Below are 24,476 nucleotides of genomic sequence, written 5' to 3' on the forward strand. Positions count from 1 at the left end.
AAGACGGAATAATAAATCCGCGTCGCGGATAAATATTGCCGCGAATGTTGCCGACAGGTTTGCCACGAATGTGGCAGGGAAGGGGGTGAGAATCCCCCGCAGCCCCCGCTGCTGTGATGCTGACGACCCCGTAAATACCACTGATCGCAAGATTGGGAAGGGCGGGTGAGGATGACGCTAAGCCAGAAGACCGGCCTGTCGGTTATAACCAACAACTTCGGTGGGAAGTGGGTTGCGCAGATGCGGGCGGTCGCAGGACCGGGCGCGTTTACACCCCTACCACCCTGAACAGGATCAGGGTAATGGCAGCAGAGCATCGCGCGTTTATTGTTGCAGGCACCGGCAGCGGCTGCGGTAAAACCACCGTAACGCTCGGGTTGCTGAGCCTGCTGAAGAGACGCGGGCTGCGGGTCCAGCCCTGCAAGGTAGGCCCCGACTACCTGGATAGCGGCTGGCATACCGCCCTGTGCGGCACCCCCTCCCGCAACCTCGACGGCTTTATGCTACCCGAACCGACCCTCAACGCCCTGTTCTGCGAGCAGATGCAGCAGGCGGATATCGCGGTGATCGAAGGGGTGATGGGGCTGTACGACGGCTACGGCACCGACCCGAACTACTGCAGCACCGCCGCCATGGCGAAACAGCTCGGCTGCCCGGTTATCCTGCTGGTGGACGGCAGGGCCGTCTCCACCTCCGTCGCCGCCACGGTGATGGGCTTTTGCCACTTCGATCCCTCCCTGAATATCGTCGGCGCGATCGTGAACCGCGTCAACAGCGCCTCGCACTACCGGCTGCTGAAAACGGCCATTGAAAAATACTGCGACCTGCCGGTGCTGGGCTACGTCCCGCGCGTGGAGGGGGTGGCGCTGCCGGAGCGTCATCTTGGGCTGGTGACCGCCCGGGAGTCGCTGGTCAGCCAGCCGGCGTGGCAGATGTTCGCCGACACCCTTGAGCAGACGCTGGACATCGACCGCCTGCTGGCCCTGAGCCGGCTGACCTCCCTGCCGCAGGGGGCCTGGCCCGAGCTGCCCGCCGCGGATGAGGGCGCAGGCCTGACCCTGGCGCTGGCCGATGACGAGGCCTTCAACTTTTACTATCCCGACAACGTGGCGCTGCTGGAGCGAACCGGCGTTAACGTGGTGCGTTTCAGCCCCCTGCGCGATCGCCAGCTGCCCGCCTGCCAGATGATCTGGCTGGGGGGCGGCTACCCGGAGCTGCACGCCGCGAAGCTTGCCGGCAACAGCGCCATGCTGGAGCAGCTGCGCGCGGCGCACCGGCGCGGCGTGGCGATCTACGCCGAATGCGGCGGGCTGATGTACCTCGGCAGCAGCCTGACCGACGCCGACGGACGCCGCTGGCCGATGGCCGACATCATTCCCGGCCACAGCACGATGGGCAAACGGCTGACCCGCTTTGGCTACTGCGAAGCCCTGGCCCGGCAGCAGACCCTGCTGGCCGCCGCCGGCGAGGTGCTGCGCGGCCATGAGTTCCACTACTCCGATTTTCAGCCGGCCACTCCGGCGGTGCTGGACTGCCGTAAGGTACGCGACGGCGTCACGCTGCAGGCGTGGTCCGGCGGCTGGCAGGCCGGCAGCGCCTTCGCCAGCTATCTGCACGTCCACTTTGCCCAGCGGCCGCGGATGCTGCGCCACTGGCTGGCGGCGGCGAGGGCGGCGCTATGACGCTGTTGGCGTGGGGCCTCGCCTGGCTGCTGGATCTGCTTATCGGCGATCCCCAGGGCTGGCCGCATCCGGTGCGCTGGATCGGCAGCCTGATCGGCGTCGTGCAGCGCGCCGTTCGCCGCTGCTGCCGCAGCGACCGGGCGCTGCGCCTCGGCGGCGGCGCGCTGTGGCTGGTGGTGGTGGGGCTGACGTGGGCGGTCGCCTGGGGCGTTCTGGCGCTGGCGCGGTCGCTGCATCCGTGGCTCGGCTGGGCGGTGGAGGTGTGGATGATCTTCACCGTGCTGGCCGGGCGCTGCCTGGCCGACGCCGCCCGCGAAGTGGAGCGCCCGCTGCGCCAGGGCGATCTCGCGGCCAGCCGGGAAAAACTCTCCTGGATCGTCGGGCGCGACACTTCGCAGCTGCGGCCTGAGCAGATTAACCGGGCGGTGGTGGAAACCGTCGCGGAAAACAGCGTGGACGGCGTTATCGCCCCGCTGTTTTACCTGGCGATCGGTGGGGCACCGCTGGCGATGGCCTACAAGGCGGTCAACACCCTCGACTCGATGGTGGGCTACAAGCATGAAAAATACCGCGCCATCGGCATGGTCAGCGCCCGGCTGGACGACGCGGCCAATTTTATTCCGGCCCGCCTGGGCTGGCTGCTGCTGAGCGCGGCGGCGTTTTTATGCCGCAACGACGGCGCGGCGGCGCTGCGCATCGGCTGGCGCGACCGCTATCGCCACAGCAGCCCCAACTGCGCCTGGGCGGAGGCACCGGTGGCCGGGGCGTTAGGCATCCGGCTCGGCGGCCCTAACGACTATTTTGGCGAGCGCGTGGAGAAACCGTGGATCGGCGACGCCCGGCGCGATATCGCCGTAGATGATATTTCACAAACGATTCGACTGATGTGGGTGGCATCAACCCTGGCCCTGGCGCTGTTTATGGCGGCGCGGTGGCTGGCGGCTGGCGCGCTCTGAGGATAACGATCATGCATTACATTCAGCAGCCCCGGGCCATTGAGGCCAAAAGCTTCGACATCATCGGCGAGATCGTCAGTGAAACCCGCCCGGAATACCGGTTCGCCAGCCCGCTGCACGAGGCGATTATCAAGCGGGTGATCCACACCACCGCCGATTTTGAGTGGCTGGATATCCTCTGGTTTTCCGACGACGCCCTGCAGCGGCTTTGCGCGGCCCTGAGCCGTCCCGGCGTTATCTATACCGACACCACCATGGCGCTCTCCGGTATCAACAAGACGCTGCTGGCGACGTTCGGCGGCGAGTGCCGCTGCTATATCAGCGATCCGCGGGTGGTGGCGCAGGCGAAGGCGCAGGGGATCACCCGCTCGATGGCGGCGGTGGATATCGCCGTTAACGAAGCGGGCGAGAAGCTGTTTGTCTTCGGCAACGCGCCGACGGCGCTGTTCCGGCTGCTGGAGCACGACGTGGCGGTCAGCGGCGTGGTGGGCGTGCCGGTGGGGTTTGTCGGCGCGGCGGAGTCCAAGGAGGCCCTGACGCGCAGCGGCCTGCCCGCCGTCGCGGCGCTGGGGCGCAAGGGCGGCAGCAACGTGGCGGCGGCCATCGTCAACGCCATCCTCTATCACCTGCAGGGGGCGCGATGAGCCAGCCAGCCTTTGACGCCCCGGTCTGGCACCACGGCAAGGCGCTGCGTAAGGGGTACACCACCGGCTCCTGCGCCACGGCGGCGGCGAAAGTGGCGGCGCTGATGGTGCTGCGCCAGCATCTGATCCATCAGGTGTCCATCGTCACCCCGTCGGGGGTTACCCTCAACCTCAGCGTTGAGTCGCCGCACATTGAGGGCCAGCAGGCGATTGCCGCAATCCGCAAGGACGGCGGCGACGACGTGGACGCCACCCACGGTATGCTGATTTTCGCCCGCGTCACCCTGAACGACAGCGGCGCAATAACCCTGACGGGCGGCGAAGGCGTCGGCACCGTCACGCGCAAGGGGGTCGGCCTGCCGGTGGGCAGCGCGGCCATCAACCGTACTCCGCGCCAGACCATTGAAATGGCGGTGCGGGAGGCCATCGGCCCGACCCGGGGCGCGGAGGTGGAGATCTTCGCCCCGGAGGGCGAGGCGCGGGCGCAAAAAACCTACAACTCGCGGCTCGGCATTCTCGGCGGTATCTCGATTATCGGCACCACCGGCATCGTTACGCCGATGTCGGAGGAGAGCTGGAAGCGCTCGCTGTCGCTGGAGCTGGAGATCAAGCGCGCCGCCGGGCTGGAGCGGGTGGTGCTGGTGCCGGGCAACCACGGGGAGCGCTTCGTTCGCCAACGGCTGGGCATTGAGGGTGATGTGGTGGTCACTATGAGCAACTTTGTCGGCTACATGATCGAGGAGGCGGTGCGTCTGGGATACCGCCAGATCGTGCTGGTCGGCCACCCGGGCAAGCTGATTAAAATCGCCGCCGGGATCTTTCACACCCACAGCCATATTGCCGATGCGCGGATGGAGATCCTGGTGGCGCACCTGGCCCTGCACGGCGCGCCGCCGGAGCTGCTGGCCCTGGTCGCCGACTGCGATACCACCGAGGCGGCGATGGAGCACATCGCGGCGTTCGGCTTCCAGCATATCTATGACGTGCTGGCCGGGCGCATCTGTCTGCGGGTCGGGCAGATGCTGCGCTTTACCCGCACCCCGCCCACCTGCGACGCCATCATGTTCTCCTTTGACAACGAGGTGCTGGGCAGCAGCCGACCGCTCCCTGAAATCGTCCGGGAGATGCAATGCTGACCGTGGTGGGAATGGGGCCGGCGGGGCTGCACCTGATGACCCCCGCCGCGCGGCAGGCGGTGGCGGAGGCCCAGGCGCTGGTGGGGGGCAGCCGACACCTGGCGCAGTTTCCGGCGTTCGGCGGCGAGCGGTTCGCCCTCGGGGCCAATATTCCGCAGCTGCTGGCCTGGCTGGAGGCGCGGCAGGATAAAACGGTGGCGATCCTCGCCTCCGGCGATCCGCTGTTTTACGGCATCGGCACGCGGATCGTGGCCCACTTTGGCCGCCAGCGGGTGCGCATTATCCCCGGCATCAGCGCGGTGCAGTATCTCTGCGCCCGGGCGGGCATCGACATGAACGAGATGTGGCTGACCAGCAGCCACGGCCGCAGCGTCAGCTTTGACGAGCTGGCGCGCCATCGCAAGGTGGGCATGGTCACCGACGCCCGCTGCGGGCCGCGGGAGATCGCCGCCGGGCTGGCGGCACGCGGCAAGGGCCACTGCTGGATGGTGATCGGTGAAAACCTGGCGATGGACAACGAACGGATCCGCTGGCTGCCGGTCAGCGAGGTTAACGACCAATACGACATGAACGCAGTGGTGATCCTGGATGAAAGATGAGCTTTTTCTGCGCGGCGAGAAGGTGCCGATGACCAAAGAGGCGGTGCGCGCGCTGGCGCTGGCCAGGCTGGAGCTGCACCGGGCCGGTCACCTGATTGATATCGGCGCGGGCACCGGCAGCGTCTCCATTGAGGCGGCGCTGCACTATCCCGCCCTGCGGGTGACGGCCATCGAGCGCAATCCCGCCGCGCTGCGCCTGCTTGAGGAGAACCGTCGGCGCTTCGCCTGCGGCAATATCGAGATTGTGCCGGAGGCGGCCCCGGTGGCGGTGGCCGAAAGGGCCGACGCCATCTTTATGGGCGGCAGCGGCGGTAGCCTGACGGCGCTTATCGACTGGTCGCTGAACCAGCTGCGCCCCGGCGGTCGGCTGGTGATGACCTTTATCCTGCAGGAGAATCTCGCCGTCGCCCTGGCGCATCTGGCGCAGCTCGGCGTGCCGGACGTTGACTGCCTGCAACTGCAGGTCTCATCGCTTAACGCGCTCGGCAGCGGCCACTACTTCAAACCGAATAATCCCGTTTTTGTTATCGCCTGTCAGAAGGAAGAGAACGATGTCTGAGACCTTTGATCCCCGCTGCGTATGGTTTGTCGGCGCAGGGCCGGGCGACCGCGAGCTGATTACCCTCAAGGGCTATCGCCTGCTGCAGCAGGCTCAGGTGGTGATTTACGCCGGATCGCTGATTAACACCGCGCTGCTGGAATACTGCCCGCCGGGGGCCGAGCTGCACGACAGCGCAACGCTGCATCTGGAGCAAATTCTCGACCTGATGGAGACCGGCGTCAAAGCCGGGAAAACGGTGGTGCGTTTACAGACCGGGGACGTTTCGCTGTACGGTTCGGTGCGCGAGCAGGGCGAGGAGCTGGCCCGGCGCGGCATTCCCTGGCGGGTGGTGCCGGGCGTCAGCGCGTTTTTAGGCGCGGCGGCGGAGCTGGGCGTGGAGTACACCGTCCCGGAGGTTTCCCAGAGCCTGATTATTACCCGCCTGGAGGGGCGCACGCCGGTGCCGGCCCGCGAACAGCTGGAGTCCTTCGCCAGCCATCAGACCTCTATGGCCATCTACCTCTCCGTCCAGCGTATTCACCGGGTGGCGGAGCGCCTGATTGAGGGCGGCTATCCGGCGACCACGCCGGTGGCGGTGATTTATAAGGCGACCTGGCCGGAGAGCCAGACCGTCCGGGGCACCCTGGCCGATATCGGCGACCGGGTGCGCGACGCGGGGATCCGCAAAACGGCGCTCATTCTGGTCGGGAATTTCCTCGGGGATGAGTATCACTACTCACGACTCTATGCCGCGGATTTTAGCCATGAATACCGTAAAGCCTGAATCCATCGCCCTGTTCTGCCTGACCCCCGGCGGCGTTGCGCTGGCGAAGCGGCTGGCGGCGATGCTGCCGGTTACCTGCTTCACCAGCGAAAAGCTGCTGGAGGAGGGGTTTCTTCCCTTTGAGAACGGCTTCGCCAACTGCGCCCGCGAGGCGTTCGCCAGCTACTCGGCGCTGATTTTTATTGGTGCCACCGGCATTGCGGTGCGGGTGCTGGCTCCGCTGGTCAACGACAAGTTCAGCGATCCGGCGGTGGTGGTCATCGACGAGCGCGGGCAGCACGTTATCAGCCTGCTCTCCGGCCACGCGGGGGGCGCGAACGCGCTGACCCGCTATCTGGCGGGGATGCTGGGGGCCGATCCGGTGATCACCACCGCCACCGACGTTAACGAGATGGCGGCGCTGGACACCCTGGCCTTCCAGCTTGACGCGCGGATGAACGACCTGCGCGCGGCGGTAAAAATCGTCAATCAGATGCTGGTCAGCGGGCAGCGCGTCGGCCTGTGGTGGGACGCGGAGCTGGACGAAGAGGTCCGCCGCTGCGACCGGCGCGGATTTATCACCGTGGCCGATCTTGAACGGCTGCCGGAGCTGGACGCGCTGATCTGCGTCACCCTGCGCAGCGAGCTGCCGACGATTCCGCTGCGCCACTGGAAGCTGGTGCCGCAGCGGGTGGTGGCCGGCATCGGCTGCCGCCGCGATACGCCGTTTCCGCTGCTGGCCGCGCTGCTGGCGCGCCAGCTGGCGGCCCAGCGCTATGACCCGCTGGCGCTGAAGGCCATCGGCAGCGTCTCACTGAAAAAGGACGAGCCGGGTCTGGTTCAACTGGCCTCCTGCTGGCGGGTGCCTTTTGAAACCTTTACCGCTGACGCGCTGCGTGAGCATGAGCACCGTTTTCCGGTATCCCCCTTCGTGCGTAAAACGGTCGGGACGGGAAGCGTTTCCGGACCGGCGGCCTGGCTGCTGAGTCACGGAAAACTGTCCGGCGAGACCCTGCGCGAACAGGGCGTCACCATTACTTTGGGAGTAGCACACTGATGTTAAGCGTAATTGGAATTGGCCCTGGCTCGCAGGCGATGATGACCATGGAGGCCGTGGAGGCGCTGCAGGCGGCGGAGATCGTGGTCGGCTATAAAACTTACACTCACCTGGTAAAGGCCTTCACCGGCGACAAGCAGGTGATCAAAACCGGCATGTGCAAGGAGATTGAGCGCTGCCAGGCGGCCATTGAGCTGGCGCAGGCCGGCCATAACGTGGCGCTGATCAGCAGCGGCGACGCCGGAATTTACGGCATGGCGGGCCTGGTGCTGGAGCTGGTCAGCAGGCAGAAGCTTGACGTGGAGGTGCGCCTGATCCCCGGCATGACAGCCAGTATCGCCGCCGCCTCGCTGCTGGGCGCGCCGCTGATGCACGACTTTTGCCATATCAGCTTAAGCGATCTGCTTACCCCCTGGCCGGTTATCGAAAAGCGCATTATCGCCGCCGGCGAAGCCGACTTCGTGATCTGCTTTTACAACCCCCGTAGCCGCGGTCGCGAAGGCCATCTGGCGCGCGCCTTTGAGCTGCTTTCCGCCAGCAAAAGCGCCCGCACTCCGGTGGGCGTGGTAAAGGCGGCCGGGCGTAAAAAGCAGGAGAAGTGGCTGACCACCCTGGGCGGGATGGATTTTGAACCGGTGGATATGACCAGCCTGGTGATCGTCGGCAACAAAGCCACCTATGTGCAGGATGGTCTGATGATCACCCCACGGGGCTACGCGCTGTGAACCACGGCGAGGTGCTGGTGTTCGGCGGCACCAGCGACGCCCGGGCGCTGTGTCGGCTGCTTGATGAGGCGAAGGTCGGCTACACCCTGTCGGTGGCGACGCCGACCGGAGAGCAGCTGGCGGGCGATATTCAGGGGCGGGTGCGCTGCGGGCGGCTGGAGCGGGAAGAGATGATCGCCTGGCTGAAGGCTAACCGTACCCGCTGGGTAATTGACGCCTCGCATCCCTACGCCGAGGCGGTGAGCGACAACATACGGCGGGCCTGCGCAACGGCGGGGGTGCCGCTGAGCCGCTATCAGCGTCCGGATCAGCTGAGCGGGCTACGCCACCCGCTGCTGTTTTACGTCCGCAGTATAGAGGAAGCCTGCGAAACGGCGCGCCCCCTCGGCGAACGGGTGCTGCTGACCACCGGCAGCAAGGATCTGGCGCGCTGGCGCGCCGGGCTGGCGGAAAAAACGCTGCTGGCGCGGGTGCTGCCGGTTCCCGAGGTGATAGCACAGTGCGCCGGGCTTGGCTTTGGCGTCGGAGAGATCTTCGCCCTGTGCGGGCCGTTCAGCGCTGAGTTCAACGCCGCCTTTTACCGCCAGTGCCGGGCTGACGTGGTGGTGACCAAAGCCTCCGGTGCCGAAGGGGGCTACCGGGAGAAAGTACAGCCCTGTCTGGATGCGGGCATTCCCTGCATCGTCATCGCGCGCCCGGCGTCTGGGGTGACGGGCGAAGAATTACTGGAAAGTCTGGCGGCATTTGAGCAGCGCCTTGCGCGCTGGCTGGCCGCCACTTAAGGAGTAAACAATGAAAAAAGCGCTTCTGGTGGTCAGCTTTGGCACCAGCTATCACGACACCTGTGAGAAAAATATTGTGGCCTGCGAGCGCGAGCTGGCGGCCAGCTGCCCGGATCGCGATCTGTTCCGGGCCTTCACCTCCGGCATGATTATCCGCAAGCTGGAGCGGCGCGACGGCATTCATATCGACACGCCGCTGCAGGCGCTACAGCGGCTTGCCGACCTGGGCTACCGGGACGTGGCGATCCAGTCGCTGCACATTATCAACGGCGATGAGTATGAAAAGATCGTTCGCGAAGTGCAGGAAATGCGCCCGCGCTTCGCCCGCCTGACGCTCGGCGCGCCGCTGCTCAGCAGCCATGACGACTACGCGCAGCTGATGCAGGCTCTGCGCCAGCAGATGCCGCCGCTGGCGGCATCGGAGAAGGTGGTGTTTATGGGCCACGGGGCCAGCCATCACGCCTTTGCGGCCTACGCCTGCCTCGATCATATGATGACCGCCCAGGGGTTTCCGGCGCGGGTCGGGGCGGTGGAGAGCTACCCGGAGGTGGATATCCTGATCGACGGCCTGAGCAGGGAGGGGGTTAGCGCCGTCCACCTGATGCCGCTGATGCTGGTGGCCGGGGACCACGCCATTAACGACATGGCTTCGGACGAAGAGGATTCATGGAAAACCCGCTTCAACGCCGCGGGCATCCCGGCGACGCCGTGGCTGAGTGGCCTGGGGGAGAACCCGGCGGTGCGCGCGATGTTCGTGGCCCACCTGCGCCAGGCCCTGAGCGCGGCGATGGAGGCGGCGGCATGAGCGGCAGACTCTATGCCCTGAGCACCGGGCCGGGCGCGGCGGACCTGATTACCGTTCGCGCCGCCAGGGTGCTGGGGGCGCTGGATATTCTCTACGCGCCGGCCGGTCGCAAGGGCGGCGACAGCCTGGCGCTGTCCATCGTGCGCGACTATCTCGGCGAGCGCACTGAGGTGCGCTGCCGCCACTTTCCGATGAGCGCCGACGGTGCGGAGAAAGAGGCGGTGTGGAACGCGGTCGCCGACGAGCTGGCGGCGGAGGTGGCGTCCGGAAAGCAGGTTGGCTTTATTACCCTCGGCGACGCCATGCTCTTCAGCACCTGGGTTTTTCTGCTGCAGCGCATCGGGCGGCAGGAGTGGCTGGAGATCGTCCCCGGCGTCACCTCCTTCGCCGCCATCGCCGCGCGCTCGCAGACCCCGCTGGCCATGGAGCAGCAGTCGCTGGCGGTGGTCTCCTGCACCGCGCCGGAGGCGGACATCGCCCGGGCGCTGGCGCAGCACGACAGCCTGGTGCTGATGAAGGTTTACGGCCGCTTCCCGCGCATTAAGGCGCTGCTCAGAGAGGCCGGGCTGCTGGATCGCGCGCTGATGATGTCCGAGGCCACGCTGCCCGGCGAGCAGTGCTGGCGCAATCTGGATGAGGTCAGCGATGAGCGGCCGCTGCCCTATTTCTCAACCATTCTGGTCAATAAACGTCTGGAGAGTGAGCAATGAAGAGTGAACAACGGCTGAAACGGCTGTCGCTGAGCGGCCTGGCGGCGGCGCTGCTGCTGATGGTTATCCCGGAGCAGGCCTTTGCGATGCACATTATGGAGGGCTTTCTGCCGCCGATGTGGGCGCTGGCCTGGTGGCTGCTGTTTTTACCCTGCCTGTGGTACGGGCTGGTGTGCCTGCGGCGCATTGTGCTGGAAGACAGCCATCAGAAGGTGCTGCTGGCCCTGTGCGGAGCCTTTATCTTCGTCCTGTCGGCGCTGAAGATCCCCTCCGTCACCGGCAGTTGCTCCCACCCGACCGGGGTGGGGCTGGCGGTCATTCTGTTCGGGCCGGGGATTGTGTCGGTTCTTGGCGCGATTGTGCTGCTGTTCCAGGCGCTGCTGCTGGCGCACGGCGGGCTGACCACCCTTGGGGCCAACGGGATGTCGATGGCGGTGATTGGGCCGCTGGTCGGCTACGCCGCGTGGCGGATCGCCTGCCGGGTGGGGCTGCGCCGCGACGTTGGCGTCTTCCTCTGCGCCATGCTGGCGGATCTGGCGACCTATTTTGTCACCTCGCTGCAGCTGGGCGCGGCCTTTCCGGACCCGCAGGCGGGGGCTGCCGCCTCCATCGTCAAGTTTATGGGCATTTTCTGTCTGACGCAGTTCCCCATCGCCATCGCCGAGGGGCTGCTGACGGTAATGATCTATGACCAGCTGACCAAACGACGGCTGATTGCCGCATAAGGAGGCGAAGATGAAAAAGACGCTGATACTTCTGGCGATGGTGGTGGCGCTGATCGTACTGCCGTTTTTCATTAACCACGGCGGTGAATATGGCGGGTCGGACGGCGAGGCGGAGAGCCAGATCCAGGTCATCGCGCCGCACTACCAGCCCTGGTTCCAGCCGCTGTATGAACCGGCCAGCGGCGAAGTTGAGAGCCTGCTGTTTACGCTGCAGGGCTCCCTTGGGGCGGCGGTGATTTTTTACATTCTCGGCTACGCGAGGGGCAGACAGCGTTGTGATGACCGGACTTGATCGGCTCAGCTACCGGAGCCGCTGGCTGCGCGTCGCCCCGGAGCGTAAATTTCTGCTCTGGCTGACGCTGATGGTGCTGGCCTTTGTCCTGCCGCCGCTGGGGCAGGGCATCGAGCTGGCGCTTACCGCCGGGCTGACCTGCTGGCTGCTGCGCATCTCTTTGCTGCGCTGGTGCCGCTGGATGGCGCTGCCGTTCGGCTTTCTGCTGATCGGCGTGGCGACCATTCTGTTCAGCGTCAGCCGCGATCCGCACGCCCTGCTGGCGGCAGTGCCGGTGGGCCATTACTGGCTGGGGATCGCCGCGTCGGGCATGACCACCGCCGTCGAGACCTTCTGGCGCAGCCTGGCGGCGCTGGCGGCGACCCTCTGGCTGGTGCTGAACCTGCCGTTTCCGCAGCTGATCGCGCTGCTGAAGCGGGCGCGGGTGCCGAGGCTGCTCACCGAGCAGATCCTGCTGACCTGGCGCTTTATCTTTATTTTGCTGGACGAAGCGCTGGCCATTCATCGCGCCCAGACGCTGCGCTTTGGCTACCGCAGCCTGCCGAACGGCTATCGCTCGCTGGCGATGCTGGTGGGGCTGCTGTTTACCCGGGTGCTGATCCGCTACCAGCAGATGACCACCGTGCTTGACGTCAAACTGTATCAGGGTGACTTTCACCTGTAAGGAACCACATGCTTGCCACCACCGATCTCTGGTTTCGCTATCAGGACGAGCAGGTGCTTAAGGGGCTGACGCTGGACTTTTCCGCACACGCCGTCACCGGGCTGGTGGGGGCGAACGGCTGCGGAAAGTCCACGCTGTTTATGAATCTCAGCGGCCTGCTGCGCCCGCAGCGGGGCGCGGTGCTGTGGCAGGGAAAGCCGCTGGACTACGGCAGGCGTGGTCTGCTGGCCCTGCGCCAGCGGGTGGCGACCCTGTTTCAGGACCCCGATCGGCAAATTTTTTATACCGATATCGACAGCGATATCGCCTTCAGCCTGCGCAACCTGGGGGTGGCGGAGGCGGAGATTGCCCGCCGGGTGGAGGAGGCCCTGACGCTGGTTGACGCCCACGCCTTCCGCCACCGACCGATCCAGTGCTTAAGCCACGGGCAGAAAAAGCGCGTGGCCCTTGCCGGGGCGCTGGTGCTGCAGGCGGAGTACCTGCTGCTCGACGAGCCGACGGCGGGCCTCGATCCGGCCGGACGCGCGCAGATGATTGAAATTATCCGGCGCATCGTGGCCCAGGGGAACCATGTGGTGATCTCCAGCCACGATATCGATCTGATCTATGAGGTCAGCGACACCGTTTATGTGCTGGGCCACGGCGAGGTGCTGGCCCACGGCGAGCCGGGGGCGGTGTTCGCCCGTAGCGAACTGATTGCCGACGCCGGGCTGACCCAGCCCTGGCTGGTGAAACTGCACGCGCAGGCGGGCCTGCCGCTGTGCAAAACCGAAGATGAATTTTTTCAGCGTATGCGCCGGGAGGCGCGGAAGGAGAGGTCATGACCCAGGCGATTATGCTGCAGGGGACGGCGTCGGACGTCGGCAAGAGCGTGCTGGTGGCCGGGCTGTGCCGGATTTTTGCGCAGGACGGCCTGCGCGTTGCACCGTTTAAGTCGCAGAACATGGCGCTCAACTCCGGCATCACGCCGGACGGCAAAGAGATGGGGCGGGCGCAGATTTTCCAGGCGGAGGCGGCGGGCATCGTTCCGGACGTGCGGATGAACCCGGTGCTGCTCAAGCCCACCAGCGACCGTAAGGCGCAGGTGGTGCTGATGGGCAAGGTGGCGACCGACATGGACGCGGTGAGCTATCACCAGTACAAGCCGCGGCTGCGCGAACAGATCCTCGCCGTCTATCACGACCTGGCGCGGCAGTATGACGTGCTGGTACTGGAGGGGGCGGGCAGCCCGGCGGAGATCAACCTGCGCGATCGCGACATCGTTAATATGGGGATGGCGGAGATGGCCCGCTGCCCGGTGATCCTGGTGGCGGATATCGACCGGGGCGGGGTGTTCGCCTCGATCTATGGCACCCTGGCGCTGCTGCACGAGCGCGAGCGGGCGCGGGTCAAAGGGGTGATCGTCAATAAGTTTCGCGGCGACGTGGCGCTGCTCTACTCCGGCATCGAGCAGATCGAGGCGCTGACCGGGGTGCCGGTGCTGGGGGTGATGCCGTGGCTGGACGTCGATCTGGAGGATGAGGACGGCGTCGCCCTGCAAAAGGGCAAGTACCCGCGCCGGGACCATCGCGACATCGACATCGCGGTGGTGCAGGTGCCGCATATTGCCAACTTCACCGACTTTAACGCGCTGGCGGCGCAGCCGGACGTGCGGGTGCGCTACGTGCGTCGGCCGGAGGAGCTGGCGGAGGCCGATCTGCTGATCCTGCCCGGCAGCAAGAACACCCTGGGCGATCTGACCTGGCTGCAGGAGAGCGGGATGGCCCACGCCGTGCTGCAGGCGCACCGTCGCAAGGTGCCGGTAATGGGCATCTGCGGCGGCTACCAGATGCTTGGCGAAACCATCATTGACGAGGTGGAGTCGGGCCTCGGCACCCGGCCAGGGCTGGGGCTGCTCGATACCGTCACCCGCTTTGCCCACCATAAAACCACCACCCGGGCGACGGCGACGCTTGCGGATGCGCTGCCCGGATGGCTGGCGGCCGCCTCCGGAATAGCGGTGAGCGGCTATGAGATCCACATGGGCGAAACGACGCTGCGGGAGGCGTGCCGCAGCGCGCTGGCGCTGCAGAAGAACGGCCAGCGGGTGGCCGACGGCGCGGTCAGCGCTGACGGGCTGGCGTTCGGCACCTATCTGCACGGCCTGTTCGACAGCGACAACTTCACCCGCGCCCTGGTGAACGGCCTGCGGCAGCGCAAAGGGCTGCCGCCGCTGGATCTGGCCTTTCAGTACGCGCACTATAAGGCGCAGCAGTTCGATCTGCTGGCGGAGGCCATGCGACAGCATATCGACATGGCGAAAATTTATACCATCATGCAGCAGCATCAGGAGCCTTTATGCTGACCCTTGTTACCGGCGGCGCGCGCAGCGGCAAAAGCCGCCATGCCGAAGCGCTGTTAGCCGACGCGCCGCGGGTGCTTTACATCGCCACCTCGCAAATTCTGGATGACGAAATGGCCGCCCGCGTTCGCCACCATCGCGACGGCCGCCCGGCGCACTGGCGTACCGCCGAGCGCTGGCGGCAGCTGGACGCGCTGATCGCGGCGGAGGGCGATCCCGACGAGGCCGTTCTGCTGGAGTGTATCACCACCATGGTCACCAACCTGCTGTTTGCCTTCGGCGGCGAAAGCGATCCGCAGACGTGGGATTTTGCGGCGCTGGAGCGGGCGGTCGACGACGAGATCGACAGGCTGATCGCCGCCTGCCGGCGCTGTCCGGCGCGGGTCGTGCTGGTGACCAACGAGGTGGGGATGGGCATCGTGCCGGAAAACCGCCTGGCGCGCCATTTTCGCGACATCGCCGGGCGGGTCAACCAGCGGCTGGCGACGGCGGCGGACGAGGTCTGGCTGGTGGTGTCCGGCATTGGAGTGAAAATTAAATGATCGTACGGTTCTGGGCGATGCTGGGATTTATCAGCCGTCTGCCGGTCCCCGTCCGCTGGACCCGGGGGCTGGACTTTGAGCATTACTCCCGCGGTATCGTCACCTTTCCGCTGGTGGGGCTGCTGCTCGGCGGCCTGAGCGGGCTGGCGTTTGTTATTCTTCAGGCGTGGTGCGGCGTGCCGCTGGCGGCGCTGTTCTGCGTGCTGACGCTGGCGCTGCTGACCGGCGGTTTTCATCTGGACGGCCTGGCGGACACCTGCGACGGCGTTTTCTCCGCGCGCCACCGGGAGCGGATGCTGGAGATTATGCGCGACAGCCGCCTCGGCACCCACGGCGCGCTGGCGCTGATCTTCGTGCTGCTGGCGAAGGTGCTGGTCATCAGCGAGCTGGCGCTGCGCGGGACGCCGATGCTGGCCGCGCTGGCGGCGGCCAGTGCGGTAGGTCGCGGATGCGCCGTGCTGCTGATGTATCGCCATCGCTACGCCCGGGAGGAGGGGCTGGGAAACGTCTTTATCGGCCACGTTTCCGGCCGACAGGCGGGCGTGACGCTGGGGCTGGCGGCGCTTCTGGCCGCGCTGCTGCTGCCGGGAATGGGTGGCGTGGTGGCGATGGTCGCGGCGGCCGCGGCGATTTTTATCCTCGGACAGCAGTTAAAGCGCACCCTGGGCGGGCAAACCGGCGACACGCTGGGCGCGGCAATTGAACTTGGCGAGCTGATCTTCCTGCTGGCTCTGCTGTGAGTCGGCCAATACCATGAGGACCCTTATGCAGACGTTAACCTCTTTACTTGATGCTATTCCCGCGCCTGACGCCGGGGCGATGGCCCGCGCCCAGCGGCATATTGACGGCCTGCTGAAGCCGCCGGGCAGCCTCGGGCGGCTGGAGGCGCTGGCGGTGCAGCTGGCGGGAATGCCGGGGCTGAACGGTCGGCCGCAGGTCGGTGAAAAGGCGATCCTGGTGATGTGCGCCGACCACGGCGTCTGGGATGAGGGAGTGGCGATCTCGCCGAAGGCGGTGACCGCCATCCAGGCCGCCAACATGACCCGCGGCACCACGGGAGTCTGCGCGCTGGCCGGCCAGGCGGGGGCGCGGGTGCAGGTGATTGACGTCGGCATCGACGCCGATCCGATCCCCGGCGTGGTGAATATGCGCGTGGCCCGCGGCTGCGGCAATATCGCCGTCGGCCCGGCGATGAGCCGCTCTCAGGCGGAGGCGCTGCTGCTGCAGGTAATGCGCTATACCCGCGGGCTGGCGCAGCAGGGCGTGACGCTGTTTGGCGTCGGCGAGCTGGGGATGGCCAACACCACTCCGGCGGCGGCCATCGTCGGGGTGCTGACCGGCAGCGATGCCGAAGCGGTGGTGGGGATCGGCGCTAACCTGCCGCCGTCGCGCATCGGCAATAAGGTGGCCGTGGTACGGCGGGCCATTGCCGTCAACCGGCCCGATCCGCAGGACGGCGTTGACGTGCTGGCGAAGGTTGGCGGGTTCGATCTGGTGGGCATGGCCGGCGTGATGCTGGGGGCCGCCTCCTGCGGGCTGCCGGTGCTGCTTGACGGCTTTCTCTCCTATTCGGCGGCGCTGGCGGCCTGCCGGATCGCCCCGCAAATTAAGCCTTATCTGATCCCGTCGCACCTCTCGGCGGAAAAGGGGGCGCGGATTGCGCTGGCGCAGCTGGGGCTGGTGCCTTACCTCAATATGGAGATGCGCCTGGGCGAAGGCAGCGGAGCGGCGCTGGCAATCCCCATCGTCGAGGCGGCCTGCGCGATGTACGACACGATGGGGCAGCTTGCCGACAGCAATATCGTGCTGCCGGCGACGCCGGGCCGCTCCGCGTAACGTCCAGGCCCGGCTGCGGAGCGTGGGCGGCTCGTCCATCAGCCGGGTCGCTCACTTTTTGCAGTACGCTTTGACCTGCATTATCTCCTTCTTAAGATTTTCCTCCAGATAGTCGGTAAAACGGTGTCCCCAGCGGCTCAGCAGACTTTCCGCTTCGGGGAAATCCTGCTGTTCAATGGCGTGCTTGATTTGTACTTTCGCGAGATTAACCTCAATAATCTTGTTGTCTTTCTTGCGTTTAATAACGCTCTGAATATCTTTTAGCAGCTCCGCATACTGATAGTTCCGGCCTTTGGCGGAAAAGATTTCCAGTAAAGAGATCTTTAGCTGAATATTCAGCTGGGTGCTTTTGGATAACGAATCGAGCAGGGCGATATTTTGATTATCAACCAGCACATCTTTCATCTTTTCACGCACGTGGAAGAAGGTGGTGTTTTTCCGTTCATCCGCGATTTTTAATTTTTCCAGACACTCTTCTATTTTATTCACTAATGCGGTAGTGCGTTCCTGACGATACAGCGACAATAAGGCCCAGGCCTTGATGTCGAGGATGAAAGGGTTATCAACGTCGATCGACAGCGCTTTGTCGGCATAGGATATCGCCTCATCGAAGCGTTCATCAAAAGAGTAGATTGTGGCGATTTCCCGGAATACATGGGCATCAATATCTCTTTTTTCTTCGATCTTCATCAGGCACTTCAGCGCATCCTTCAGCCTGCCGTTTAGTCTGTATTTGAAGCCGTTGACAAAATTGTAGATGATATCTTTTTTGGGATGGTTGGGAATAGTTAAGTACTGTTCTTTGAATGAGGTAAAGGCTTTCTCATTGCCGGTTCTGGCGGAGGAGAGCCCGATCAGTCGCCAGGTCTCAATTTTTCCCTCAGGGCTTAATTTGGTTTGCCATTGGTTAGCATCTTGCGCCAGCTGCAGAGCGTCAGCGTATTCCCTTTCATTATAGCGTCGCTTTGCGGCCTTAATCAGCTGGATCGGCATGACAAAGTTTTTGAGATAATCGGGGAGGGGTTCGTCAGTCACTAAATGGGAGACAATCCTGGCATCTAAAATATCGATGGGGACGTAGGTGTCGCTGTCGACCTCGGAGTATTTTTGCAGGATGACTTTGATATGCGGTAACAGCTCCGCACGGTACATCTGCGCATATCTGGAGGCGGCATTTTGCAGATAGGTGGAAAGGCGATAATCATTTTTTTGATATTGTAAAAAACCAGAGTCAATCAGCTTTGATAAACCGTACTCAAAGTCTGGCCAGCTTTTACCGATCTCTTTTGCTTCGTTAAATGACACAATATCGGCCATGCCAAAAAAGCCGATGGCTTTTTCTAGCTTCACGTCATTTTTGACGAAATCCTGGATGAGTCTGTTTACCTCGGTTCTGACCTTTGAAACAATAGTGCCGTGCGTCTTGTTGATTTTATATCCAGGATTGGTTTTTAAATAGGTTGCCACCATATTTATTAAACCCGGATGGCCGATAACGCTTTGCTCTATAATATGTGTTTCTGATTTCGGGATATGTACGCTATAAAGATTGATAAGCATTCTGAACAGGTAGATAGAGTCATCTTCACTCAATGGGAAAACCTGGTAGGCGTATCCCTCTTTGAGATCGTCGAGATCCACATTTCTTTTAGAGATGAACACCACAAGTGGCCACGAATGCTTATTTAAGGCGGTAATAAAGGAAATGAAAAGTTCATTCAGGCGATCGTCATTGATCACATTGGAGTTGGATATATTAATGAGTAGTGCCTGCTTGCCGGGGATGCAAATACTATCAATCATGGCGCTGAGCTTTTCGAGCTGCTTCGGCTCGGTTAACTTATCAAATGACTTTCTTTGATCAAGATATTCGCCCGCTTTCCAGTTGGCAGTATATTGTAATAGCGAGTCGTGTATACTGCTTAAATCCGCAAATTCCCCGATATCAAGCTGAATAAAGCCATTTACCAGACGATAGAGCTTTTTATAGACTTCGCGGGCTAAGGTTCTTCTTCCGATACCGTCCGGGCCGCTGAGAAAAAGAAATTTCGGGTTCTGCTCCATCATGATCAGGTCACCGGTAATTTTCTTTACATCATCCTCCCGCCCATAGCACTCCTGCGTTTGATTTTTTACTAATGCCTGAAGTTCGTTGCGAATAGCGATGGCGATCTGAATGGGGTTGGGGATCGATTCCGCGCGGTACTGTTGAAAAGATTCAGGTAACTCGCTCCATTTTGTGTCATCTAATAAAAAAACCATTATCTTTTTAAGCGACTGGTTAAACAACAGCTCCTTGGCTAAGTTTATTTCCCCCTGTACCCAGCCGCTGGCCAGCGCGGATTTAGATAAAAACAATACAAAAATTTCACAATCAAGCATGCTTTCTCTGATTTCATCAATCAGGTAAGCATTAGACGGGAATGTTTTTTCATCAAATATGGCATGAGTTGCTGACAGATGTTCATAAACCTTTTTTACAAAGTCTTTATCGGCAAAGTTATGGGATAAAAAAGCTTTCATGCTGGCCTCCGTGTCACAAAATAAATATTAATGATAAGTGTGTAGGGCTGTATGACAGCGTGTTCAGGGCGATACCAATGTACTTATTTTTAAGGCAAATTACCATCTGCTTTTTCGGGGCTGGCGAGAGATAAAATTGAATGCCGTGAATATAAAATAAATTTATCATTTCCCGGTGATATGCGCGTGGTGCATTGGGTTCATCCTTAAGTGCTGTTACCGGCGGCGCTGGCTTATCAGATGCAATCATTTACGTTCGGTGAACCGCGCGCTCAGGCAGATGCAGGGGGATTTTCCCGGCGCGATGGCGCGGCGAAAACTGGAGTGGCTCTGTTCTGGATCCTGCCTTATTGCGAAGGGAAAGCGCGCTTTGCCTGTAACCACCGGGCGGTGTGTTTTCAGGTTAACCTGCAATAATTCTTAATATTTTCAGGGCATAATTAAAAGCCTGGCGCAGATCAAAAGATACAGCTGGCAAATAAACTCCGCGGTAAATGCAGGGAAAGCCGTGCCCCAATATAAAAAAGCTATAATTTCTGTCTACGGCTAAAACAGAGGAATAGAGAATGCTGCCTCCGGTGAAACTGCTTTGCTCTTTTATGATGCTGCTGATCGGCCACAGCGCGCTGGCGGTGAGCTATCCACTGCCGCCGGAAGGTAGCCGCCTGGTAGGGACGCCGCTGACCATCGCCGTCCCGCGCGGTAATACGCAGCCGCTGGAGGCCTTTGCCGCACAGTACGGTCAGGGACTGAGCAATATGCTTGAGGCAAACCCAAATGTGGACGTGTTTCTGCCCGCTTCTGGCTCTACCCTGGTGGTGCCGCAGCAGCTTATTTTGCCCGATACCGTGCGTGAAGGCGTGGTGATTAACGTTGCCGAGATGCGTCTCTATTACTACCCGCCCGGCGGCAACACCGTTGAGGTGCTGCCGATCGGCATCGGGCAGGCCGGCCGCGAAACGCCGCGCAGCTGGGTGACGAGGGTGGAACGTAAGCGGGAAGCCCCCTCCTGGACGCCCACCGCAAACACCCGGCGTGAGTATGCCAGGCGCGGCGAAAGCCTGCCTGCATTCGTGCCGCCGGGGCCGGATAATCCGATGGGGCTGTACGCCATTTATATCGGCAGGCTGTACGCGATTCACGGCACCAACGCTAACTTTGGCATCGGGCTTCGGGTAAGCCAGGGCTGTATTCGCCTGCGTAATGACGATATTAAATACCTGTTCGACAACGTGCCCGTGGGCACGCGGGTGCAGATTATCGACAGGCCGGTGAAGATGACGACCGAGCCGGACGGCAGCCGCTGGGTTGAGGTGCACGAACCGCTGTCGCGTAACCGGGCGGAGTTTGAATCTGATAACAGAGTGCCGCTGCCGGTTACGCCGGTCACCCGGGTGCTGATGAACGGTGACGGCGTGGACGGCGTCCGGGCGCGTGAAGCGCTGGAGCGCCGCTCCGGGATGCCGGTGAACATTACGCCGGGGCAGAGAGGCATTTAGCGCCAGGCCCGCCGGCTGCTGCCGTCGCGGGCCGTTTGAACGCGGCTCGCCTGGCGGTCATTCAGGTCAGGAGCAGGGCGCGAGCCGTCAGGTCTGGTGATTGCCGATGCGCGGCGAGCAGCGCGGCAGCGGCCCTGAATAGCCCCGGTCCTGCGGGATGCGAGCCACAAGCGCGTGCTCTGTGTTGCCAGGCTTGATTACGCGCTTGTAGCTTAGCGTCGACGCCACGCCCGGTGAAGGAACGCGGCCTAGAGATTGTCGAGAATAATTCTCTTTTTGCTATCAAACTCTTCCTGGGTCAGGATGCCTTCTTCGAGCAGGCTTTTTAGCATCCGCAGCTTTGCCTGCGGCTCCTGCTGCTGCGTGTCGACAGCGGTCTGCTGCGGCTGCAGCAGCGTTTTCCCCAGATCCAGCCCGGCCCCCAGCTGTAACCCCGCCGCGGCCAGCCCGGACTCATTTTTTGCCGCATCCCGCAGCGCACGCAGCCTTTCCAGCCCGACGTAATCCAGTCCGACTTCGCTGGCCGATGCGGCTTCCACCTTCATTTGCGCCAGCTGCCTGATGCGCGCCAGCGTATCTTCGCTGAAGGTCGTACCGGCAATGCGCATATCCGTCAGCCGCAGCCCCAGCGCATTATAGATCTGGTTGATGGCCGCTTTCAGTTGTGCGGAGAGGGCGGCGAGCTGCGCGTCAATTTGCGTGTAGGCATAGCCGGCCTGCGCCAGTAAAGCGGCGATTTCCGGCGCTATCCGGGAATTAATGATGCTCTGCAGATCCGCCTGCGTAAAGCTATCCCGGCTACCGACGATATTCTCAAAAAACAGTCGCGCATCCTCAATACGAAACGCATAGGTTCCGTAGGCCCCAAGCTCCATCGGCAGCTGGTGGTTCGGTTCGGTATATTTGACGGGGGAAGAGGTTCCCCACTGCTGGTTGACCTGCTCCGTTTGTCGCCAGAAGTAAAGGTACAGCTTATGTTCGCTTTCAAAGCGACGCAGCAGGCTAGCCAGTGAGGTAATAAAAGGTGTGTTAGCCGTCTTCAGATCGTGAATGCCCGGTTCACTGAGCACATCGATAATTTTTCCTTCATAGACCAGAACGCATCCCTGTCCGGGGGCGACAATGAGCTTGCTGGCGTTTTTGATTTCATCGGTTGGCGTGACCAGCCGGCTGAAAAGAACCGCGGGATCGTGATTTTTCCACTCGATGACCCCCGGCAGCTGTCTTTTAAATAAATTCCTTAACATAGATTATTCCTCATAGGTCAGCGTGTAGGTGGTTTGCGTTTTTCCGTCGGCATCGATGGTGTAGAGATGGGTGCAGTCCTTTTCCATTAAAAAGCCGTCGTCAAACGGGTAGATATCCTGTATTCCCGGCGAAGGGATGGTCCAGAGTACCGCGCCGCTATCAGGATCAAGCTTTTGCAGATTATAGGCTGCATCCGGGCTGGCGTTTTCTTTTACGGCAATAAACAAATTTTTCTGGTCATAATACATAATGACGGGTGAGAAATAGATGCGATCCGGATCGGTAAGATTCTTAAAATTAATGATGCGATATCGGTCAGCGTCATCCAGAACTCTTATTTTGGTCGCTGGTCCGACATAGGTTTTTGATTCAGGATCGTAGCCCTCATACCAGTTTAATCTCTGTGGAATAGATATCGGGCCACCGTTATTATTCAGGTAGGTAATTTTGATTAACTCCTTTTTGTCCCCTTCCTTAGGGAACTTCGGCCCAACAAATTTGTAGAGGGTTGCCGGGCTGTGGTCAGGAAGCAGATTGCGCATAAAATGGCTGGCATTATAAATAGCATCATCGCCCGCATAAACTTTATCAATTACGGGATAATAGTACAGCCGTTTGCCATCATTGCTCAGAATGGTAAAGCCGCTGCCCTGGCTGTGGGAGACAAAATCAATGGTGGCAATGCCGGACTGAAACGCTTTGTGGCCGGAAAAAAACGTTTCGCCCACGGGATCTATCGACAACGTATCACTATTCAGCTGAAATAATTCACGCTGGAGTAGAATAAGATAAATTTTGCCATCCGCAAATTCCCGGATACTCCAGCTCTTCGAGGGTGTTCCCCATCTCGCTTTGGCGTGGGAGTTAATGCGCACCTTTTTTACAATTTTCTTTGTAGTAAGATCGGTAAAAACCGCGTAGAAGCCGCTTTCTGGATCGTCCGCCTGCTGCTGGACACCACTTCCCGAAACTTTTTCAACCACAGAAAGGTAGATTTTTTGCTGCGAATGGGGCAAAAACGAACAGACAAATGTGGTATAGCGGGCCGGCTTTTTTAGCTCCGATGTCGGAGACGCGGTAGTGCTGGTGCTGGACGAAGTGTGCTTTACCGGGATGGCCGCTTTTTCGAACCGGAAAAAAAGGGTCAGCGCGCCGGACAGTAACAGCAGGCCAACGACAATCAGGCCCAGCGTCTTCAGCAGCCTGATCTCATCCTCAGGGAGGCATTCTTTATGCGGCGGCGGTTCATGATGGCGGATATGAACGTTAATATCGTCATTGTCCAGATAATACTCGCTATGACAGCTCTGACAAAGATAGTGTTCGGCTGCAAGCGCTGTTTTTTGCGTGCTTCCGCATTGCGGACATTTAATTGTTTTTAGCTGTTTTGCCATATTGAAATAAAACCATAGGTTCCCCGTCAGGCACCTGCCGCAGAGAAAAAGTGACGTTTAAGGAGAGCGGAACGCTTTCCAACCGATGCGCGGGATTAAATAAAAAGCGCGCGATATGCGGATGATTTGAATATCGGTATCGGTAAAAAATAATTATTTATATTCATGTAACCTTCCTTAGTATTTATGAAAATTATAGATTTGCGTTTATTCCCTCCCGATGGCGGCGATCGGCGCTGCCGGTGGGGCTGCCACGATAAATTCATCGCTCGACGCCCGGAAAGTGGCAGATAAAAACGCAATTAACGGCACTTCCGGGGCGATGTTACTTGAAACCCTGGATGAGATAAAGCCTGCGGTCCGGACGTTCTGTTCCGAATTTTGCTATGGGAGGTTTTTTAACGGTCGGGCAAGGGCTGGCGCGCCCCGGGGCGGACTGGAGAACGTCTGGTGTAACCACTTTTACGTTACCGAACGAGTCTGACTGGATTTTATTGGTTGAGGAATTCAGGTCATATGCCTTATCCAGGCATACAGAGCGTGGGGGAAATAGCGAGATGTGTTGTCACGCTGGAAACAGAGTGGCCGCGCTCAACAGCCTGTTTTACCGCTTTGATTTTAAACACTTTGAATCGTCACTGGTTTTTACAAACATCGCTTTTAAGGCAAATTGAAAAATGGACGGGGAGAGGCAGAGATCCCGTAGAGGTTGCCAGGGAAGAGTACGCAGCCAGAGTCGTTGCAGAGCGAGAAGCGGAGGAAAAACGACTGGCGGAAGAACGTGAGCGTAATCGTGTCTTTGCCAAATCCTGCCTTCGTGGTGAAGGTTGTAATGATGCCGGAGAAGAGCAGGAACCTCATACTAATTTTGCGGCAATGGCATTTTATCAGGCAGTTCCATCAGCTGATCCAGCTTTCGAGACTGATGTTCCCCAACATGCTCAGACTGCCAGGAAAAAGAAACCAGCAGAGGAGATCCCGGAACCCAGGAAGCGAAGCTCCTTTTATAAAT

Annotated in this window: 25 protein-coding genes, 1 pseudogene and 1 riboswitch; of the genes and pseudogenes, 22 read left to right on the forward strand and 4 right to left on the reverse strand. The window is 61.1% G+C overall.

Annotated elements, in window-relative coordinates:
- Positions 1–38: 38 nt before the first annotated feature.
- Positions 39–213: riboswitch (cobalamin riboswitch) on the forward strand.
- Between the two features lie 89 nt (positions 214–302).
- Genes GJV78_RS14305 through cobT form a run of 20 tightly spaced genes read left to right on the forward strand, consistent with a single transcriptional unit; the run spans position 303 to position 16,800 of the window.
- A complete protein-coding gene (locus GJV78_RS14305; protein ID WP_155109001.1) occupies positions 303–1,682 on the forward strand; it encodes a cobyrinate a,c-diamide synthase in 1,380 nt (459 codons plus the stop codon).
- Positions 1,679–2,638, forward strand: coding sequence for an adenosylcobinamide-phosphate synthase CbiB (gene cbiB, locus GJV78_RS14310; RefSeq protein WP_155109002.1), 960 nt, complete (start codon positions 1,679–1,681; stop codon positions 2,636–2,638). The genes GJV78_RS14305 and cbiB overlap by 4 nt, the downstream gene beginning before the upstream one ends.
- Positions 2,639–2,649: 11 nt before the next feature.
- Positions 2,650–3,282, forward strand: coding sequence for a cobalt-precorrin-8 methylmutase (locus GJV78_RS14315; protein ID WP_155109003.1), 633 nt, complete (start codon positions 2,650–2,652; stop codon positions 3,280–3,282).
- A complete protein-coding gene (gene cbiD, locus GJV78_RS14320) occupies positions 3,279–4,418 on the forward strand; it encodes a cobalt-precorrin-5B (C(1))-methyltransferase CbiD (RefSeq protein WP_155109004.1) in 1,140 nt (379 codons plus the stop codon). The genes GJV78_RS14315 and cbiD overlap by 4 nt, the downstream gene beginning before the upstream one ends.
- Entirely contained in the window at positions 4,412–5,017 is a 606-nt protein-coding gene (locus tag GJV78_RS14325; RefSeq protein WP_155109005.1) for a cobalt-precorrin-7 (C(5))-methyltransferase, read from the forward strand. Before cbiD ends, GJV78_RS14325 begins: the two co-directional genes overlap by 7 nt.
- Positions 5,007–5,576 (forward strand): decarboxylating cobalt-precorrin-6B (C(15))-methyltransferase, encoded by a 570-nt coding sequence (locus GJV78_RS14330; protein WP_155109006.1) that lies wholly within the window; start codon positions 5,007–5,009, stop codon positions 5,574–5,576. The genes GJV78_RS14325 and GJV78_RS14330 overlap by 11 nt, the downstream gene beginning before the upstream one ends.
- On the forward strand, positions 5,569–6,342 hold the full coding sequence (locus GJV78_RS14335; protein WP_155109007.1) for a cobalt-precorrin-4 methyltransferase: 774 nt from the start codon (positions 5,569–5,571) through the stop codon (positions 6,340–6,342). The genes GJV78_RS14330 and GJV78_RS14335 overlap by 8 nt, the downstream gene beginning before the upstream one ends.
- On the forward strand, positions 6,323–7,378 hold the full coding sequence (gene cbiG, locus GJV78_RS14340) for a cobalt-precorrin 5A hydrolase (protein WP_155109008.1): 1,056 nt from the start codon (positions 6,323–6,325) through the stop codon (positions 7,376–7,378). The genes GJV78_RS14335 and cbiG overlap by 20 nt, the downstream gene beginning before the upstream one ends.
- Positions 7,378–8,103 carry a precorrin-3B C(17)-methyltransferase gene (locus GJV78_RS14345; protein WP_155109009.1) on the forward strand — a complete coding sequence of 242 codons (726 nt, stop codon included), beginning with the start codon at positions 7,378–7,380 and terminating at the stop codon, positions 8,101–8,103. Before cbiG ends, GJV78_RS14345 begins: the two co-directional genes overlap by 1 nt.
- Positions 8,100–8,885 (forward strand): cobalt-precorrin-6A reductase, encoded by a 786-nt coding sequence (locus GJV78_RS14350; protein WP_167519582.1) that lies wholly within the window; start codon positions 8,100–8,102, stop codon positions 8,883–8,885. The genes GJV78_RS14345 and GJV78_RS14350 overlap by 4 nt, the downstream gene beginning before the upstream one ends.
- 10 nt (positions 8,886–8,895) lie before the next feature.
- Positions 8,896–9,690 carry a sirohydrochlorin cobaltochelatase gene (gene cbiK / locus GJV78_RS14355; RefSeq protein ID WP_155109010.1) on the forward strand — a complete coding sequence of 265 codons (795 nt, stop codon included), beginning with the start codon at positions 8,896–8,898 and terminating at the stop codon, positions 9,688–9,690.
- Entirely contained in the window at positions 9,687–10,400 is a 714-nt protein-coding gene (locus GJV78_RS14360; RefSeq protein WP_155109011.1) for a cobalt-factor II C(20)-methyltransferase, read from the forward strand. Before cbiK ends, GJV78_RS14360 begins: the two co-directional genes overlap by 4 nt.
- Entirely contained in the window at positions 10,397–11,125 is a 729-nt protein-coding gene (cbiM, locus tag GJV78_RS14365) for a cobalt ECF transporter S component CbiM (RefSeq protein WP_155109012.1), read from the forward strand. Before GJV78_RS14360 ends, cbiM begins: the two co-directional genes overlap by 4 nt.
- A gap of 10 nt (positions 11,126–11,135) precedes the next feature.
- Positions 11,136–11,417, forward strand: coding sequence for an energy-coupling factor ABC transporter substrate-binding protein (locus GJV78_RS14370; protein ID WP_155109013.1), 282 nt, complete (start codon positions 11,136–11,138; stop codon positions 11,415–11,417).
- Positions 11,404–12,081 (forward strand): energy-coupling factor ABC transporter transmembrane protein, encoded by a 678-nt coding sequence (locus GJV78_RS14375; protein ID WP_155109031.1) that lies wholly within the window; start codon positions 11,404–11,406, stop codon positions 12,079–12,081. The genes GJV78_RS14370 and GJV78_RS14375 overlap by 14 nt, the downstream gene beginning before the upstream one ends.
- Before the next feature lie 8 nt (positions 12,082–12,089).
- Complete coding sequence (locus tag GJV78_RS14380) at positions 12,090–12,905, forward strand: energy-coupling factor ABC transporter ATP-binding protein (RefSeq protein ID WP_155109014.1); 816 nt, start codon at positions 12,090–12,092, stop codon at positions 12,903–12,905.
- Complete coding sequence (locus GJV78_RS14385; RefSeq protein WP_155109015.1) at positions 12,902–14,425, forward strand: cobyric acid synthase; 1,524 nt, start codon at positions 12,902–12,904, stop codon at positions 14,423–14,425. Before GJV78_RS14380 ends, GJV78_RS14385 begins: the two co-directional genes overlap by 4 nt.
- Complete coding sequence (gene cobU, locus GJV78_RS14390; RefSeq protein WP_155109016.1) at positions 14,419–14,964, forward strand: bifunctional adenosylcobinamide kinase/adenosylcobinamide-phosphate guanylyltransferase; 546 nt, start codon at positions 14,419–14,421, stop codon at positions 14,962–14,964. The genes GJV78_RS14385 and cobU overlap by 7 nt, the downstream gene beginning before the upstream one ends.
- Positions 14,961–15,704 carry an adenosylcobinamide-GDP ribazoletransferase gene (gene cobS / locus GJV78_RS14395; RefSeq protein ID WP_155109017.1) on the forward strand — a complete coding sequence of 248 codons (744 nt, stop codon included), beginning with the start codon at positions 14,961–14,963 and terminating at the stop codon, positions 15,702–15,704. Before cobU ends, cobS begins: the two co-directional genes overlap by 4 nt.
- A gap of 25 nt (positions 15,705–15,729) precedes the next feature.
- Positions 15,730–16,800, forward strand: a complete 1,071-nt coding sequence (gene cobT / locus GJV78_RS14400; protein ID WP_155109018.1) for a nicotinate-nucleotide--dimethylbenzimidazole phosphoribosyltransferase — start codon at positions 15,730–15,732, stop codon at positions 16,798–16,800.
- A 51-nt stretch (positions 16,801–16,851) separates the two neighbouring features.
- Here the strand turns inward: cobT and GJV78_RS14405 are convergent, their stop codons facing one another.
- Together GJV78_RS14405 and GJV78_RS14410 are read right to left on the reverse strand one after the other, a co-directional pair.
- Positions 16,852–19,323 carry a toll/interleukin-1 receptor domain-containing protein gene (locus GJV78_RS14405; RefSeq protein WP_155109019.1) on the reverse strand — a complete coding sequence of 824 codons (2,472 nt, stop codon included), beginning with the start codon at positions 19,321–19,323 and terminating at the stop codon, positions 16,852–16,854.
- 13 nt (positions 19,324–19,336) lie between these two features.
- A complete protein-coding gene (locus GJV78_RS14410; RefSeq protein ID WP_155109020.1) occupies positions 19,337–19,573 on the reverse strand; it encodes a hypothetical protein in 237 nt (78 codons plus the stop codon).
- A gap of 316 nt (positions 19,574–19,889) precedes the next feature.
- Between GJV78_RS14410 and ldtA the strand changes: the two genes are divergently transcribed.
- Positions 19,890–20,822: a L,D-transpeptidase gene (gene ldtA, locus GJV78_RS14415; protein WP_155109021.1), complete on the forward strand. Its 933-nt coding sequence runs from the start codon at positions 19,890–19,892 to the stop codon at positions 20,820–20,822.
- 248 nt (positions 20,823–21,070) lie between these two features.
- On the opposite strand, the gene GJV78_RS14420 is transcribed toward ldtA, so the two are convergent.
- Both GJV78_RS14420 and GJV78_RS14425 read right to left on the reverse strand, forming a co-directional pair.
- A complete protein-coding gene (locus tag GJV78_RS14420) occupies positions 21,071–22,069 on the reverse strand; it encodes an SPFH domain-containing protein (RefSeq protein ID WP_155109022.1) in 999 nt (332 codons plus the stop codon).
- 3 nt (positions 22,070–22,072) lie between these two features.
- The gene (locus GJV78_RS14425) at positions 22,073–23,464 is read right to left on the reverse strand and encodes a hypothetical protein (protein WP_155109023.1); all 1,392 of its coding nucleotides are present in this window, start codon (positions 23,462–23,464) and stop codon (positions 22,073–22,075) included.
- A 516-nt stretch (positions 23,465–23,980) separates the two neighbouring features.
- Between GJV78_RS14425 and GJV78_RS14430 the strand changes: the two are divergent.
- Positions 23,981–24,476 (forward strand): annotated as a pseudogene (locus tag GJV78_RS14430) (hypothetical protein); the annotation flags it as partial.

This window comes from Intestinirhabdus alba, from assembly GCF_009711095.1.
In the GTDB taxonomy this organism is placed as follows: domain Bacteria; phylum Pseudomonadota; class Gammaproteobacteria; order Enterobacterales; family Enterobacteriaceae; genus Intestinirhabdus; species Intestinirhabdus alba.

Bases quoted from the DNA above. Each gene is read 5' to 3' on its own strand.
- GJV78_RS14305 (WP_155109001.1), top strand. From the start codon at position 303: ATGGCAGCAGAGCATCGCGCGTTTATTGTTGCAGGCACCGGCAGCGGC.
- cbiB (WP_155109002.1), top strand. From the start codon at position 1,679: ATGACGCTGTTGGCGTGGGGCCTCGCCTGGCTGCTGGATCTGCTTATC.
- GJV78_RS14315 (WP_155109003.1), top strand. From the start codon at position 2,650: ATGCATTACATTCAGCAGCCCCGGGCCATTGAGGCCAAAAGCTTCGAC.
- cbiD (WP_155109004.1), top strand. From the start codon at position 3,279: ATGAGCCAGCCAGCCTTTGACGCCCCGGTCTGGCACCACGGCAAGGCG.
- GJV78_RS14325 (WP_155109005.1), top strand. From the start codon at position 4,412: ATGCTGACCGTGGTGGGAATGGGGCCGGCGGGGCTGCACCTGATGACC.
- GJV78_RS14330 (WP_155109006.1), top strand. From the start codon at position 5,007: ATGAAAGATGAGCTTTTTCTGCGCGGCGAGAAGGTGCCGATGACCAAA.
- GJV78_RS14335 (WP_155109007.1), top strand. From the start codon at position 5,569: ATGTCTGAGACCTTTGATCCCCGCTGCGTATGGTTTGTCGGCGCAGGG.
- cbiG (WP_155109008.1), top strand. From the start codon at position 6,323: ATGAATACCGTAAAGCCTGAATCCATCGCCCTGTTCTGCCTGACCCCC.
- GJV78_RS14345 (WP_155109009.1), top strand. From the start codon at position 7,378: ATGTTAAGCGTAATTGGAATTGGCCCTGGCTCGCAGGCGATGATGACC.
- cbiK (WP_155109010.1), top strand. From the start codon at position 8,896: ATGAAAAAAGCGCTTCTGGTGGTCAGCTTTGGCACCAGCTATCACGAC.
- GJV78_RS14360 (WP_155109011.1), top strand. From the start codon at position 9,687: ATGAGCGGCAGACTCTATGCCCTGAGCACCGGGCCGGGCGCGGCGGAC.
- cbiM (WP_155109012.1), top strand. From the start codon at position 10,397: ATGAAGAGTGAACAACGGCTGAAACGGCTGTCGCTGAGCGGCCTGGCG.
- GJV78_RS14370 (WP_155109013.1), top strand. From the start codon at position 11,136: ATGAAAAAGACGCTGATACTTCTGGCGATGGTGGTGGCGCTGATCGTA.
- GJV78_RS14375 (WP_155109031.1), top strand. From the start codon at position 11,404: ATGACCGGACTTGATCGGCTCAGCTACCGGAGCCGCTGGCTGCGCGTC.
- GJV78_RS14380 (WP_155109014.1), top strand. From the start codon at position 12,090: ATGCTTGCCACCACCGATCTCTGGTTTCGCTATCAGGACGAGCAGGTG.
- GJV78_RS14385 (WP_155109015.1), top strand. From the start codon at position 12,902: ATGACCCAGGCGATTATGCTGCAGGGGACGGCGTCGGACGTCGGCAAG.
- cobU (WP_155109016.1), top strand. From the start codon at position 14,419: ATGCTGACCCTTGTTACCGGCGGCGCGCGCAGCGGCAAAAGCCGCCAT.
- cobS (WP_155109017.1), top strand. From the start codon at position 14,961: ATGATCGTACGGTTCTGGGCGATGCTGGGATTTATCAGCCGTCTGCCG.
- cobT (WP_155109018.1), top strand. From the start codon at position 15,730: ATGCAGACGTTAACCTCTTTACTTGATGCTATTCCCGCGCCTGACGCC.
- GJV78_RS14405 (WP_155109019.1), bottom strand. From the start codon at position 19,323: ATGAAAGCTTTTTTATCCCATAACTTTGCCGATAAAGACTTTGTAAAA.
- GJV78_RS14410 (WP_155109020.1), bottom strand. From the start codon at position 19,573: ATGATTGCATCTGATAAGCCAGCGCCGCCGGTAACAGCACTTAAGGAT.
- ldtA (WP_155109021.1), top strand. From the start codon at position 19,890: ATGCTGCCTCCGGTGAAACTGCTTTGCTCTTTTATGATGCTGCTGATC.
- GJV78_RS14420 (WP_155109022.1), bottom strand. From the start codon at position 22,069: ATGTTAAGGAATTTATTTAAAAGACAGCTGCCGGGGGTCATCGAGTGG.
- GJV78_RS14425 (WP_155109023.1), bottom strand. From the start codon at position 23,464: ATGGCAAAACAGCTAAAAACAATTAAATGTCCGCAATGCGGAAGCACG.